The 14,320-nt window shown below is 42.8% G+C and carries 15 protein-coding genes and 3 pseudogenes; 9 read left to right on the top strand and 9 right to left on the bottom strand.

Annotation, left to right across the window (positions count from 1 at the left end; all coding sequences use genetic code 11):
* Positions 1–18: 18 nt before the first annotated feature.
* Positions 19–2,799 carry an ATP-binding protein gene (locus B5D55_RS10090; RefSeq protein ID WP_078933891.1) on the top strand — a complete coding sequence of 927 codons (2,781 nt, stop codon included), beginning with the start codon at positions 19–21 and terminating at the stop codon, positions 2,797–2,799.
* Between the two features lie 38 nt (positions 2,800–2,837).
* Here the strand turns inward: B5D55_RS10090 and B5D55_RS10085 are convergent, their stop codons facing one another.
* Positions 2,838–4,187 (bottom strand): ArsB/NhaD family transporter, encoded by a 1,350-nt coding sequence (locus tag B5D55_RS10085; RefSeq protein WP_078933939.1) that lies wholly within the window; start codon positions 4,185–4,187, stop codon positions 2,838–2,840.
* 466 nt (positions 4,188–4,653) lie between these two features.
* Positions 4,654–5,118: a pyridoxamine 5'-phosphate oxidase family protein gene (locus B5D55_RS10080; protein ID WP_234975423.1), complete on the bottom strand. Its 465-nt coding sequence runs from the start codon at positions 5,116–5,118 to the stop codon at positions 4,654–4,656.
* A gap of 129 nt (positions 5,119–5,247) precedes the next feature.
* On the opposite strand from B5D55_RS10080, the gene B5D55_RS10075 reads away from it, so the two are divergent.
* The 7 genes and pseudogenes from B5D55_RS10075 (at position 5,248) to B5D55_RS10050 (ending at position 9,924) form a co-directional block, all read left to right on the top strand.
* Positions 5,248–5,967 (top strand): AzlC family ABC transporter permease, encoded by a 720-nt coding sequence (locus B5D55_RS10075; RefSeq protein ID WP_078933889.1) that lies wholly within the window; start codon positions 5,248–5,250, stop codon positions 5,965–5,967.
* Positions 5,964–6,293, top strand: a complete 330-nt coding sequence (locus B5D55_RS10070; protein ID WP_078933888.1) for a branched-chain amino acid transporter permease — start codon at positions 5,964–5,966, stop codon at positions 6,291–6,293. Before B5D55_RS10075 ends, B5D55_RS10070 begins: the two co-directional genes overlap by 4 nt.
* A gap of 19 nt (positions 6,294–6,312) precedes the next feature.
* Positions 6,313–7,509, top strand: a complete 1,197-nt coding sequence (locus B5D55_RS10065) for an MFS transporter (RefSeq protein ID WP_078933887.1) — start codon at positions 6,313–6,315, stop codon at positions 7,507–7,509.
* Complete coding sequence (locus B5D55_RS11770; RefSeq protein WP_200805318.1) at positions 7,506–7,952, top strand: MerR family DNA-binding transcriptional regulator; 447 nt, start codon at positions 7,506–7,508, stop codon at positions 7,950–7,952. Before B5D55_RS10065 ends, B5D55_RS11770 begins: the two co-directional genes overlap by 4 nt.
* A gap of 17 nt (positions 7,953–7,969) precedes the next feature.
* A pseudogene (locus B5D55_RS11765) lies at positions 7,970–8,341 on the top strand (MerR family transcriptional regulator); the annotation flags it as partial.
* An 84-nt stretch (positions 8,342–8,425) separates the two neighbouring features.
* Positions 8,426–9,133, top strand: a complete 708-nt coding sequence (locus tag B5D55_RS10055; RefSeq protein ID WP_078933886.1) for an ABC transporter ATP-binding protein — start codon at positions 8,426–8,428, stop codon at positions 9,131–9,133.
* Positions 9,134–9,165: 32 nt separating this feature from the next.
* Positions 9,166–9,924 carry an ABC transporter permease gene (locus B5D55_RS10050; protein ID WP_078933938.1) on the top strand — a complete coding sequence of 253 codons (759 nt, stop codon included), beginning with the start codon at positions 9,166–9,168 and terminating at the stop codon, positions 9,922–9,924.
* 80 nt (positions 9,925–10,004) lie between these two features.
* Here the strand turns inward: B5D55_RS10050 and B5D55_RS10045 are convergent, their stop codons facing one another.
* The 6 genes and pseudogenes from B5D55_RS10045 to B5D55_RS10025 all read right to left on the bottom strand — a co-directional run bounded on the left by B5D55_RS10045 (position 10,005) and on the right by B5D55_RS10025 (position 12,659).
* Entirely contained in the window at positions 10,005–10,871 is an 867-nt protein-coding gene (locus tag B5D55_RS10045; RefSeq protein WP_078933885.1) for an SPL family radical SAM protein, read from the bottom strand.
* 37 nt (positions 10,872–10,908) lie between these two features.
* Positions 10,909–11,262: a helix-turn-helix transcriptional regulator gene (locus B5D55_RS10040; protein ID WP_159446208.1), complete on the bottom strand. Its 354-nt coding sequence runs from the start codon at positions 11,260–11,262 to the stop codon at positions 10,909–10,911.
* Positions 11,222–11,446, bottom strand: a complete 225-nt coding sequence (locus B5D55_RS12115; RefSeq protein ID WP_456154919.1) for a WYL domain-containing protein — start codon at positions 11,444–11,446, stop codon at positions 11,222–11,224. Before B5D55_RS12115 ends, B5D55_RS10040 begins: the two co-directional genes overlap by 41 nt.
* Positions 11,340–11,774 (bottom strand): annotated as a pseudogene (locus B5D55_RS10035) (helix-turn-helix transcriptional regulator); the annotation flags it as partial. The gene B5D55_RS12115 and the pseudogene B5D55_RS10035, both read right to left, overlap by 107 nt.
* 36 nt (positions 11,775–11,810) lie before the next feature.
* Entirely contained in the window at positions 11,811–12,263 is a 453-nt protein-coding gene (locus B5D55_RS10030; RefSeq protein ID WP_200805317.1) for a nucleoside deaminase, read from the bottom strand.
* A gap of 69 nt (positions 12,264–12,332) precedes the next feature.
* Complete coding sequence (locus tag B5D55_RS10025; protein WP_078933882.1) at positions 12,333–12,659, bottom strand: TfoX/Sxy family protein; 327 nt, start codon at positions 12,657–12,659, stop codon at positions 12,333–12,335.
* 276 nt (positions 12,660–12,935) lie between these two features.
* Between B5D55_RS10025 and B5D55_RS10015 the strand changes: the two genes are divergently transcribed.
* Entirely contained in the window at positions 12,936–14,000 is a 1,065-nt protein-coding gene (locus B5D55_RS10015; RefSeq protein ID WP_159446207.1) for a fibronectin type III domain-containing protein, read from the top strand.
* A 37-nt stretch (positions 14,001–14,037) separates the two neighbouring features.
* Here the strand turns inward: B5D55_RS10015 and B5D55_RS10010 are convergent.
* Positions 14,038–14,320 (bottom strand): annotated as a pseudogene (locus B5D55_RS10010) (hypothetical protein); the annotation flags it as partial.

The raw sequence follows: 14,320 nt of genomic DNA, 5'->3' as shown, positions 1-14,320 counted from the left end.
TGGGCGGAAGGAGGAGAGGTGAAAAGAATTGTTTTGTGCAGGATAAAAAAAATTGCTGTCTGTGCGGCTGTTTTTCTTTGTGCCGCATTTTTTCTTCCGGCAGAAATGCAGTCTTTAGAAAGGCGGACTGTAAAAGTTGCGTATTTTGATTTAGGAAATTATTACCAGAAACAGCCAGACGGTTCTGTAAGCAGTTTTGATACAAGCTATCTTTCTGCGGTGTCGGACTATGCGCCGCTTTCATTTGAATTTGTTGACTGCGGCACCTGGGACAATGCGCTTAAAATGCTTGAGGCGCACGAAATTGATTTGGTGGGAACAATGCAGCGTACGGCAGAGCGCAAGGATCGTTATGCAATGTGCGATGCAAGTTACGGCTACACCATTGCAGAACTTGCCGCCCGTGCAGATACTGATTTTATCTATGAGGATTACGATGCGATTCAGAATGCTGTTGTAGGACTTATGGACGGTTATGTAATCGAACAGCAGCTTGAAGAACTCATGAAATCAAAGAACCTGCATTTTACCATCCGCAGATACAGAACGCAGAATGAACTTGACCGTGCACTTGAAACTGGTGAAATTGATTTAGTTGCTGCCAATTCACACGCAATTCATTCTGACTGGCGGCTTATAGAAAAATTTGCGTATGCGCCGTTCTATTTTGCGTCCTGGAAAGGGAACGAAAAACTTGCTGCGCAGATAAGCGAAGCAATCATTCAGATAAACCTTCATCAGCCGGACAGGGACGACAGGCTTTTCAGAAAATGGTTCCCGGTGATGGTTTCTTCTCCTTTTAATAAAAGTGAAGTTGACTGCATTTCAAAAAACAAGCACCTTACGGTTTATCTTGCTCCTGATGCAAAACCGCTTGCCTGGTTCAACAGAAGTGAAGGAAAGATGGAGGGCGTTCTTGTTGATATATGCCGGGAACTTGCAAAAATTACTTCCCTTGATTTTACGTATGTACCTGACGACGAAGCTGACCATTCCCTTGAAAGCGACGCTATGTTCCGTACTATATGTTCTTTCTGCCAGGTGTACGGTTCTTCCTCCTGTATAAGCGATTCTGTCATTACGCTGCCATTTCGCCTGTATCACCGTATCGGCTCGGTGTACGAAACCGGCAGGGCGTATACAGTAGGCGTTGTGCGTAACCGTGACGGCGTGCGCGAGTACATTCAGGAAAAATACCCCGACTACACGATTGTAGAATACGGTTCTCCGCAGGAGTGTATGCGCCGCCTGTACGGTGGAAAAATTGACCTTGTGTTCATTGATTTATACAGTGCGGAAAACGTCATAATAGCTGAAAGTCTTGGAAGAATATCTGCCGTTCCGATGACGGACGTTCCGCTTGGTTTTGGAATTCAATTTTACGGTGAAGATGCGCAGACACTTTGCAGTATAGTAAACAAAGGGCTTCATCTGCTTGACGTTTCTGTAATAGACAATGCAATGATGAAGCATACGCGGAACATTTTTCCAAAAATCAACGTGCGTTTTTTCGTGCAGCAGCATTTTTCTTCTTTTATAGTGCTCCTTGTTCTTTGCGTGTGTATGGTTCTCTGGATAAGTTTTCTTGCAATTTATGCAGTTATGATGAAGCGTGACCGAAACCGGATGATTGAACGGAACGAGGAACGCTCCGACTTTTTTGCGCGAATAAGCCACGACCTTCGTACTCCGATGAACGGAATTGTAGGAATGCTTGAACTTGCCGGACAGTCTGAGACTGTTGACGAAATCCGCGAAAATATGAAAACGGCGCGAAGTTCCTGCCGTTATATGCTCAGCCTTATAAATGACATTCTTGATATGCAGAAACTTGAACACGGAAAACTTAAGTTTGACAGGCATATTTTCTGCATAAAAGATTTTATAGAAAATGTTTCGGATATGATAAAGCCTGCCGCGCGGAAAAAGAACATACGTTTTTCCGTTGAGTTTGAAAAATTCAATCCTGACCGTTTCATTCTGGAAGACGAACTCAGGCTTAAGCAGGTGTTTATGAACATTCTGTCGAATGCGGTAAAATTTACACCGGAGAACGGTTCTGTCGTCCTTTCGTTTGAAACTGTTTCCGCAAACGATAAAACCGAGCGCGTAAAAATACAGTTCCGTGACACGGGAATCGGAATGAGCCGGAAATTTATTCAGAACAGTCTTTTTACGCCATATTCGCAGGAACTTAATGATGATACGGAACGTTCCTCTGGTTCGGGGCTTGGTCTTTCAATTTCAAAAAACATAATCGAACTGATGAACGGTTCTATTGACGTTCAGAGTACGCCCGGCGAAGGAACTGTTTTTACTGTCTGCCTTGATTTTACTTTTGCGGATGAAGTTCAGGAAAAAAAGACGGCATTGGAAAGTGACGCAGAATATTCCGGGGCGGTGAATGAACGCATAAAGGGTGCGCGCGTTCTTGTGTGCGAGGACGTTGAACTGAACAGTCAGATTTTGTGCAGGCTTCTGGAAAATGCAGGGTGCATCGTTACTGCCGTTAAGGACGGAAAGAAGTGCTTAGATGCGTTTTCTGCCTCTGCACCGGGCGCGTATGACGTTATCCTTATGGACGTGCGTATGCCGGTGATGAACGGACTTGAAGCAACGCGCGCCATAAGAAATCTTGACCGCCCTGATGCAAAAACAGTTCCAGTAATTGCAATGACGGCAAATTCCTACGAGTCAGACAAGGAGGAATGTTTTTCTGCCGGAATGACCGCGCATCTTTCAAAACCGATAGAGCCGCTTAAAATGTACGAAACGGTGGCGCGCTGCATAAAAAAGTAACGCACCCTGCGCATACACATTTTCGTACACAGGCGGCTTTATGCCCAGATAAGCCACAGGACTGCTGCCGCTGCCGCTGTCGTAAGAATCGTAAACGGAACTCCGGTCGTAAGCCATTTTGAGAATTTCATTTCATATCCCTGCTTCCGCACAATTCCCATTGCAACAATATTTGCGCTGGCCCCGAACGGTGTAAGGTTTCCGCCAAGGCAGCTTCCTGTAAGAAGCGCAAACATAAAAAGTTCAGGACTTGCGTTCATTGACAAAACCATTTCGCGCACTACCGGAAGCATTGCCATTATGTACGGCACATTGTCTACAAATCCGCTTATAATCACCGAAACGGCGATAATCATAATAAATCCTGCAAGTTTTGAGCCGCCCGTTATGCCTGAAAGCACTTGCGCAAAATCGTTTAAAAGTCCTGTTTCCTGAATTGCACCGATGACCGTAAAAATTCCGGGAAGAAAGAAAATCGTTTCCCAGTCAAGTTCTTTTACAAGCGAAATGGCGGACGCGTCTGCGTCTTTTTTGCGGAAACAGTACCAAACAAGACCGAAAAGTCCTGTTGCAAGAACAAATATTCCTCCTGAAAACGGCGGGCAGTTCGGTATGAACGAAAGGGCTGCCAGTCCGAAAATCATTGCAAGCAGCAGCCAGAGCGGAACGTATGAAACGACCTGCATTTTTTCCGGGCGTAGACTGTTTTTTCCACAGCTGGAAAAACGGATGAAAAAATAAATGCACCCTGTTAAAAGTCCTGCCTGCACAATCCAGAAAATAGAGAATTTTCCCTGATGAAAGAAGAAATCTATGAAAGTGTAGCCGGCGTAACTTGCAAAAATCATTGACGGCGGATCGCCTACAAGAGTCGCAGTTCCCTCAAGGTTTGACATAACGGCAAGACCAATCATAAAAGTTGCAGGATTGATTTCGAGTTTTCTGCACATCGCAAGCGCAACCGGTGCCATAACAAGAACTGTCGCCACGTTTTCTACGAACATAGAGATTATTCCCGTCATAACCAGAATTGCTGTCATTGCAAGACCTGTATTTTTGAACGAGGCAACAATCGCGTCCGCAATGCGCGCCGGTACTTTTGAATAGATAAAAAGCGCGGCGATAATCATACTTCCAAGATAAATGAGAATGACGTTCCAGTTGATGATTTCAAGCGCCGTATGGGTGAGCGCGTAGGTGTGCAAAAATAATTTTGATGAAGATGACGTTTCCGGCAGGGAGAATATCGCTCCCGGAAAGATACAGCCCGTAATCACGATGAGCACGGCTGCTCCTGTGGTGAACCAAACTTTCTTTTTTTGAAAGACGATGACAAGTACATACATAATGACGGCAACGGAAAGCACAATCCATTTCATTTGTTCCATAAAGTCAGAACTCCTGTAAAAAGCCGGGAAGATTTTTTTGCAATCGGCTGACTTTTTACGCTGTTCCGCAATGAATAAACTGATGCGCAAATTTCTGCGGAAACAGCAATAGATTATCAAGTCTGCAACGCAAACTTTTTGGGGCAGGTAAAAACCTGGCTGTTCCGGCAGTTTTTACCTTACGCTCCATAAAAACGGTTAAAATAAATAACCCGGTGCGCCGTATGAATATGACGTACCGGGTCGTTCAGTTTAAAAAACAAAAAGACGCACGCATAGCCATACGGTTACGCATGAGTCTCGCAATTTAAAACAAGCCAGGTCAGAAAGACCGTGCTGTTGACTTGTTACATAAAAGGCATTTTTTCCAAATATGCTTGCTAATCCCTCACGGATTATCGCTGAATTCAATATACAAAGATAATCCGCTTTGTGCAAGGTAAATCTGCCGAGCCTGAGAAAAATCTTACGATTCGTTTACGATTTTTCCAGAGATGTGTTCGATGTGAAGCGCAAACATCTGAAGGCGCGGAAGTGCATTTTTCAGTTCTTCTTCTACGGCTTCTGCGCTAGGATTGTATTTTTGTCCCAGAATGCGGCATTTTTCCACGGAAAGCGCCTCGTCCTGAATAAAACTCATCCTACCGAACACGATGACGCTCTTGATGTTCAGCGCCCATTCGCCCGGCTTTTTAAATCCTTTGTCATATACGCAGAACGATACTTTGTCGTGCTTTTTAATCGCGTCAACTTTGTGTCCTTCTTTTGCGCCGTGGAAGTAGATTACGCTTTCTTCCTCATCGTAATAGAAATTCATCGGAATTCCGTATGGATAATCATCGTCGCCAAGAAGCGAAAGAATACCGCGCGGCTCTTCCCTGAGCAGTTTCTTACAGTCTTCGTCTGCAAGCTGCTGTTTAAATCTTCTCATCTGTCTGAACATACGCCAATACTAACAGAATTTTTTGAAAAAGACATTGTCAGTCTGCACAAAAAACGCCTGTTTTTACGCAATGTTTGCATAAAACGCTGTTTTGGTATACGCTCTAAAATCATAACTATGAAAAAGAAATCTGTTCTGCTTGCTGCGCTTAAGGCGGCGTTTCCGTTTACTATTCCGATTTTTGCCGGATTTTGGTTTTTGAGTTTTGCCTACGGTATTTATATGAACGTTTCGGGATTCAGTTTTGTCTACCCGATGTGTATGAGTGCAATTATTTTCGGCGGTTCGCTTGAATTTGTCGCGGTTTCTATGCTGCTTTCGCCGTTTGCGCCTGTTCAGTCATTCATTATGGCGCTTCTTATTCAGGCGCGCCATCTTTTCTACGGAATTTCAATGCTCGATAAATACAAGTCTATGGGCATAAAAAAGACTTTTTTGATTTTCGGTATGTGCGACGAAACTTTTTCAATCAATTATACTGCAAAAATCCCGGACGGAATTGACAGGGGCTGGTTCTACTTTTTCGTTACGCTTCTGGACTATCTGTACTGGGTTTCCGGCGCAACGCTCGGCGGAATTTTAGGTTCGCTGATTACGTTCAATACAAAAGGTCTTGATTTTGTAATGACGGCGATGTTCGTCGTTATTTTTATGGAACAGTGGCTCAAGGAAAAATCTCACTGGACGGCGCTAATCGGTCTTGGCTGTTCTGCGCTGTGTCTTTTTTTCTTTGGAAGCGGACGGTTTATGATTCCTTCAATGATTGCAATTCTTGCGCTTTTAAGCATTTTTAGAAAACCGCTGGAAGCAGATTTTGATGTGGAGGCTGAAAAATGACGCATTTTCAGCAGATTGTAATTATTGCCGCGTGCGCGCTTGCTACGATGATTACGCGCTTTCTCCCGTTTTTTATTTTTTCGGAAAAGCGTCCTACTCCGCGTTTCATTATGTATCTGGGAAAAGCGCTTCCTTCCGCCGTTTTCGGTATGCTTGTTGTGTATTGCCTCAAAAACGTTGACGTTTTTCACGGAATGCACGGACTTGCGGAATTCGTTTCGATTGCCGTAACTGTTCTTCTTCACTTGTGGCGGCGTCAGATGCTTCTTTCGATTGCAGGCGGAACGGTGTGCTATATGATTTTAGTGCAGTTTGTAATAACGTAATGCACAGGTGAAAGTTATTATGATTTCTCTTTTATTGCCTGTCATTTATGCCGCCTTTATCAGTCTTGGACTTCCGGATTCTCTTCTTGGTTCGGCCTGGCCTGTCATAAGAATGGAACTGGGAGTGCCGCTTTCCTATGCCGGAATTGTAAGTATGATTATTTCTGGCGGAACTATTCTTTCAAGCCTTTTGAGCGACAGGATGACGCGGAAAACAAGTGCCGGTTTTGTTACGGCAGTTTCTGTTTTTATGACGGCAGCAGCGCTTTTCGGTTTTTCTACGGCACCGTCATTTTTTGTAATCTGTCTGTGGGCTGTTCCGTATGGACTTGGAGCCGGCGCGGTTGATGCCGCCCTGAACAATTACGTTGCGCTTCATTTTAAGGCGCGGCATATGAGCTGGCTTCACTGTTTCTGGGGAATAGGCGTGTCTGTAAGTCCGTACATAATGGGCTTATTTCTTACGCGCCCGTCTGGCTGGCACGGAGGATACCGCGCCGTTTCGTACATTCAGCTTATGCTTTCTGCCGTACTTTTTGCAGCTCTTCCACTGTGGAAAAGTGTTTCGGAAAAAACTGTTTCTGACAAGGAACAGGCTGTCATCAGCAATGGAAGAAAGACAGTAAAACATACAATTTTTTCAGTCTTTAGAATAAAAGGCGTTCCGCTTGTGCTTGTTTCGTTCTTCGGCTACTGCGCACTTGAATCTACGGCAGGACTGTGGGCGGCAAGTTATCTTGTTCAGTTCCGCGGAATTGCCGCAGAAACAGCTGCCCGCTTTGCATCGTTTTTCTATATAGGTATTATGTCAGGAAGGTTTTTGAACGGTTTTATTGCAGAAAAGGCTGGCGACTCATCCCTTATTCGCATCGGCTGCACTGTTGCAATTCTTGGAATTATCCTGATTATTCTGCCTTTTTCTTCTGATGTACCGGCACTTGCAGGACTCATTACAGCTGGTATAGGCTGTGCGCCTGTCTATCCATCAATAATCCACGCAACGCCTGCCCGTTTTGGAAAGGAAAATTCTCAGGCGGTTGTAGGAATTCAAATGGCAAGTGCCTACACAGGAAGTACGTTTATGCCTCCGCTTTTCGGACTTGTTGCCCAGAATGTTTCAATTTCATTATATCCGTTCTGGCTTCTTGTTTTTGCGTTTCTTACACTGTTCTGTTCAGAACTTCTGGAATGGTGCTTAAAAAATAACACAAAATGACCGGAACATACACCACAAGCCAAATTGCAAAAAACGCAGGAGTCCACCCAAACACAGTAAGAAAATACGAAGAATGGGGACTTATTCAAAAGCCTTTGCGAAAACCAAACGGCTACCGCATTTTTACTGACATTCATTTAAAGCAGATTGCGCTCCTCAGAAAAGCATTTCAAATAGAAGTTATGCAGGCAGGGTTAAGAAGCCGCATCGTAAATGTCGTAAAACTTTCCGCGCAATGCCGGTTTGACGAGGCAGTTCAGCTTGCACAGGAATACATTTTGATTGCAGGGCGCGAAAAACAGAACGCAAAAGAAGCAGCAGAAATCTGCGAAGAACTTTACAAAAACGATTTTCAAAATAATGCGAACAAAAAAAGCGCGGTGAAAATTCCGGCGGAACTTGCAAAGACTTCGGAACATCAAAAACTGAAAAACCATTTTTAAAACGTTCCGAAACAGCTGCTGAATTAAACCTTACGATAGATACAATCCGAAACTGGGAAATGAGCGGACTTCTTAAAGTAAAGCGAAAGAAAAACGGCTACAGGATTTATGACGCAGATGACATAAACCGCCTTAAAATAATCCGTTCGCTCAGGTGCGCAAATTATTCGCTGTCTGCAATTTTACGCATGCTGAATGCCCTTGAATACAGAATAAACAAAAACCAGAAAGACATTCTTAAAGCCTTGAATACACCCGAAGAAAACGAAGACATTGTTTCTGTGTGTGACAGACTTGTCTTTTCACTTGAAAAGGCAGAAGAAAATGCCCGCGAAGTAATCAACATTCTGAACAAAATAAAGCAGATGACTGAAAACGGAAAATCGTAAAAAAAATCAAATTTTAAAACCCTCCACTTGCACACCAGAGTTTTTGCATGCGCTAAGATTCCTGCATAAAAGCGAGGTGAAAAAATGAATGCAATCACTGTAAAGAATCTTAGCAAAACGTACGGCGAACACGTTGCAGTCGACAGCTTGAGTTTTACTGTTCTCAAGGGAAGCGTGTTCGGACTGCTTGGCGCAAACGGCGCGGGCAAAAGCACGAGCCTTGAGTGCATTTTGGGAACAAAAAAAATGGACTCTGGCGAAGTTTTTATTCTTGGTAAAAATCCCGTAAAAAGCAGGACGAGTGTTTTTGAAAAAACAGGCGTTCAGTTTCAGGAAGCAAAATATCAGGAACTTATAAAAGTTTCTGAACTGTGCGAAAACACTTCCTGCGTTTACAAAAATCCGAATGATTACAAAAAACTGCTTTCTGACTTTGGAATTGCAGACAAGGTAAACAGCTTTGTAAAAGATTTGTCAGGCGGAGAAAGGCAAAGGCTTTTTATAGTTCTTGCCCTGCTCCCAAATCCTGAAGTCGTGTTTTTAGATGAACTTACTACAGGTCTTGATGCGCGCTCAAGGCGTGACGTCTGGAAAATTCTGGAATCTTTGAAAAAACGCGGGCTTTCAATTCTTCTGACTTCTCATTTTATGGACGAAGTTGAAGCGCTCTGCGATGAAATCCTGATTTTGAAAAAAGGAAAAACCGTATTTTCAGGAACAGTCGCTCAGGCAAAACAGGAAAGCGGAAAAGAAAAGTTTGAAGACGCATACTTTTGGTTCACAGAGAAATAACAGATTTTTAACAGATTATTATGGGAGAAAAAATGACTTTTAACACATTCAAAACATTCAGAACTTTACTTAAAAACGAATTGAAGATGAGCTTTCGCGGAATGGACATGCTGATTTTTGCAGTAATAATGCCGCTTGTAGTTCTTGTAATTTTAGGACTTGTTTTTGGACAAAAGCCTGCGTTTGAAGGTGCGCCGTATACTTTTCTTGAGCAGTCGTTCGGCGCGCTGTGCACTATTTCAATCTGCGCAGGCGGTGTTATGGGACTTCCGCTTGTAATTTCGGATTACCGAGCAAAGCATATTTTAAAACGCTATCAGGTAACGCCCGTAAAACCAGCCCTTGTCCTTATGACAGAAGTTTCAATGTATGCTTTTTATGCGCTTGCATCTTTAATCAGCCTGTTTACAGTATCATTTTGCTTTTTCGGTTTCAGAATGAAAGGAAACTTTGCGGTGTTTTTTGCAGAATATTTTCTGGTGATGTTTACTATGTTCAGCATAGGAATGATGGCAGGTGGCGTTTCAAAAGATTCAAAGACAGCAGGAATTATTGCAAGCCTTTTGTATTTTCCGATGCTGATTTTTTCCGGCGCAACTTTACCGTATGAAGTAATGCCTTCAACGCTTCAAAAAATCGCTGACATCATGCCTTTAACGCAGGGAATAAAAATCCTAAAAAACGCAAGCCTTGGCCTTGCATCCGGCAATGTCATCGTTCCAGTAATTATAATGATTTTGATTATGCTTGTGTGCAGCATCATTACGGTAAAATTCTTTAAGTGGGAGTAATAATTTTTCGTAATTTATTTTCGTAAAATGATGTTTTAGAGGAAAATTCATGCAGGGCAAGCAATTGCCCTGATGTTCTTTTAAAACAACTCCGGCTGCAAAGGTTCTTCTTCTGGAAAATGGTGCAAGTATGAAAAACATTCGTCCGGGGTGCAGAGTATGTTGTGCGCACGGCAGGTAGTATAGAAAAAATCCATTATTTTTCTGTTGTTCCTGCTTGTAACAACGTAATTGTTTTTAAACTCCTGCCTGTACTTTTCAGAAAGTCCCGGAAAGTGCGCATCCAGTGCATCGTAAAAATATTCGCGGTTTCCGTTCCTTAGCGTAAGCCCGATTCCAAAGCAGATAATTCCGCGCACGTTTGCCTGAATGCAGCTTTTCATAAGGAAAGAAAAATTTTCCATCGTGTCGTTTATATGCGGCAAAAACGGGTCAAGCCACACAACCGTCGGAATTCCACAGTCGCGCATAATGTTCAGCACTTCAATGCGCCGGCTTGTTGCGCAAACGTTCGGTTCTATTATGCGGCACAAACTGTCGTCCATAGTTGTAAGCGTCATCTGTACAACGCATTTTGCTTTTCTGTTGATTGATTTTAAAAGATCAATGTCTCGCAAAATTCTGTCCGACTTTGTCTGAATTGCAAGTCCAAAGCCGTACCGTTCTATAATTTCAAGGCATTGCCGCGTAAGAAGCAGGTCTTTTTCGCAGTGCATGTACGGGTCGCACATTGCACCTGTGCCAATCATACATTTACGGCGTTTTGAGCGCAGCGCCTTTTCCAAAAGGGCAGGCGCATTCTGCTTTACTTCAATATCTTCAAAAGGCTTGGGTGTGTGGTAGCAGTCCGAACGCGAATCGCAGTAAATGCAGCCGTGCGTACACCCTCGGTAAATGTTCATTCCGTTCTGTGCAGAAAGGATAGATTTTACTTCTGTAAAATGCATGGAATAATTATATCACACAAAAACTGACTGCATAGTGTCATATTTTGTTTTCATACAGTTCGTTTATCCGCCTGATTTCTTCAGCGATATTATTGCGTATTTTTTGCGGCGCAAGAACTTCAAGTTCCGTGCCAAAATTTATAAGATAATATGTAAGCCAGTATATTTCGGGCAGTGAAAGCGTTATGATTTTTGTGCCGTCTTCCGTATCTTCTATGGATTCAACGCAGTATTCGTCCATAATCCTGTAGACTGCCGATTTTGAAACTTCAAGCGTAAGGCGGACAAACTGAATTTCCCCTGTTTCATCGTAAGTTCCGGCAGTTTCATCAGAAAGACCTTCGAATGCGTCAGGAAGAACCGGTACGTTCAGGACAGTAATGTTTCTCATTCTGTTCAGCTTGAAAAAACGCATCCTGTTTTTTTTTATCCGCCAAAGACTTTTCTTTATCCGCAGGATTTTCCGGTTCATTCTGACTGTACATACCGTACAAGTACCACGCCTGTCCGCGGAAGATAAGTTTCTGCGGCTGGACAGTACGCGTTCCGCATTTTCCTGCGCTTGTGCGGAACAGTGACTGAATTTTTGTGATTGCTGACTGAATGCTGCTTTTTTTCCGTTCCGTCATTCTTTCCGCCTGAACCGGAAGCATTTTCCAAAGAAATCGTACTCAGCGTTCTTATTCCTGCAAGAACGTCAAGTTTTTCCCGCTCCGTAAGAACGGCTTTGTCAATCGCGTAATTCTCCGAAATTCTTATTCCGCCGCCCTTTCCTTTTTCTGCGTAAACAGGAACGTCCGCCATACTGAGCGCTTCCACCCAGCGGTAAACAGTTCGCGCGGAAACACCAAAATGACGCGCCATTTCGCCGGCAGTAACTTTCTTTTTTTCAAGAAGAATATAGACAAGTTCAAAAAGCTAGTCGGTGTGCATAATACGTCAGTAACGCTGAATGTTTTTTTCAGAATAATCGGAAAAAAGCTTAAGGCATTCGGCGCGCTCACATTCGCTGAGCGTAAGAATGTCCGCCTTTCCGTGCAGATAGTCGTAAAACTGTTCGTCCCTGAATCCGATTTCAGCCGTATCTTTCTGCGTACAGCCGAAATAGACTTTTTTAATGTTCGCCCATAAAATTGCGCCAAGGCACATCGGACACGGTTCTGCCGTTGTGTAAAGTTCACAGCCTGAAAGGTCAAACGTATCAAGATTTTTACAGGCATCGCGGATAGCTTCCATTTCTCCGTGACAGGTCGGGTCGCGCTTTAAAAGTACCTTGTTGTGTCCTTTGCCAACGATTTTTCCGTCCTTTACGATTACAGTGCCGAACGGACCGCCGTGCCGGTTTTCAATGCCGTTATACGCTTCGGAAAGCGCTTCTTTCATAAAATCCATAGAGAAAAATGTATATCAGCCGTAAAAAAAACGCAAGTGAGGCATGCTTTTACATTCCGCCTCGTGTTTTTATTTGCGTGGCTTTTTCTTTTTCGGAAGTGTCATTTCCGGTTCAAGTGCGGTAAACAGATTTGCAAGAAATTCCCGGTCGTCAACGTTTTCAACAAGAATCATATCTTTTGCTCCGGCATACGGCGGCTCAGCCGGCGGCGCACCGGGAAGCATTTTCTGTGCCGTCGGAGTAATTTTTACAAGCAGCCTGTGATCGCAGACATAAGCCGCAATTTTTTCATTAAGATAAATAATGTATTCGCCCATCATCTTGCGGAACGTAATTCCTTCAAGAGAAGAAAGCTGGTCAAGGATAAAGTCAATGTACTCTTTTGAAGTCGCCATAATCGGATTATACTTTTTTATGCGGACTCCCTCAATGCGTTTTTATAACAAAAAATTACTTGACAAATTTTTAGGGGGGGGGGTATACTTCTTTTTGTTACTTTTTCTTATGGAGAGTGTAAGAAGAACTTTGCCTGAAATGGCGTCAAAGTTTTTTTCACAAGTTCGCGTTGCGAATTTCCTTATCAAACCGACGCTTTTAATTTCTTTAAAAAGCGGCATAAAAAGTCAAATCGGATGTTGAAACAGTTTTCTTGACTTTTTATGGGAGAATGTATGAAAAAGAAGTTTTTATTATTATTTACAGGCATTCTGTTTCTTTGGGGAATGTTGTTTACAGGCTGTTCTTCAGACAGTGATTCTGATGATGCGGACAGGACTCCGCCTGCTGAGATAATCGGTCTTAATGCAGTACCAAATGACAGTTCTGTTTTTTTGACGTGGACTAATCCGGCAGACAAGGATTTTTACGGCGTTGAAGTAAGTGCAGTACCTGCTGAAGGAACGCTAAAAGAACCTGTTGTTGTAAAGGGAAATACTATTACTGTAACCGGACTTACTAACGGCACGTCATACACGTTTACTTTAAAAACGATTGATAAATCAACAAATGTTTCTGCCGGTGTTTCATCAGAGAATGTTTCTCCTGTTGATTCAAGCGATAAAACGCCGCCGGAAGAAGTTACAAACTTAAAATTGAAAGTTGCCGACGGAATTGCAAAACTTACATGGACGGATTCTGTTTCTGAAGATGTATTCGGTTATGAAATTACCTATGACGGTAAGAAAATTGAATATGCTTCCCGTTCTTTATTTACATCGATGGCGGAAAATACTGTTTTTGTAAGTCCTGGAACTCAGAAATATGAATTTGAAGTAGAAACCGGAAAAGAATATTCATTTACGATTAAAGCAGTTGATACAAGCGGAAATAAAACCAACGGTATTACAAAATCAAGCAAATTAATGGATGTAATTGAGCCTGTTCCGTTTGCAACAAGAACACAAAACCTTGACTTGATTTTTGGAACTGACGCAGTTGCAGAAATTACGCTTACAATTGACCGTTCTGAATGGAATACGCTTCTTGAAAATTACGATACAAATCCAAAGAATGAAGACTGTATTCACGCAGATTTTAAAATGACAAAAGGCGAGTATACCTGGCAGGCAGAAGACATTGGAATGAGGCTTCGAGGAAACACAAGCCGTATTAGACCTCAGCAGGGTGATAATTACTATCAGGCACATTTTAAAATCGATTTTGAAGAATGGATAGAAGACGACACAATTGAAGAAGGAAAACTTGCTGGTTGTATGAAAGGAATTATTCTCCTATGATATTTGTCAATAGCAAGGAACTCCTGATTCCATAATTTTACGATGCTTTTGATAAAGCTTCAACTGCAAGTTGTGATATTGAAGTTGAAGGTCTGTTTTCATATGATGTTCCTGTCTTCAGCAACGTGTACATCAACTCTGCAAGTTTTCTTGCTACAGCCACAATTGCAATTTTTTTTCCTTTGCTTTGAACCTGCGTCATATATAGATATTTTTCCCTTAATGCTCCGCTTCCTTTTGACCTTACATGTGACCATGCCGCCAGTATAAGGAGAGAGCGTAAGTTTCTGTTCCCGCATTTTGTTATATGACCAAGCCTG

Origin of the sequence: Treponema porcinum, assembly GCF_900167145.1 — a bacterium.
GTDB lineage: Bacteria > Spirochaetota > Spirochaetia > Treponematales > Treponemataceae > Treponema_D > Treponema_D porcinum.
Note: the sequence above shows the minus strand (reverse complement) of the source record. Positions and strands in the feature narration are given on the sequence as shown.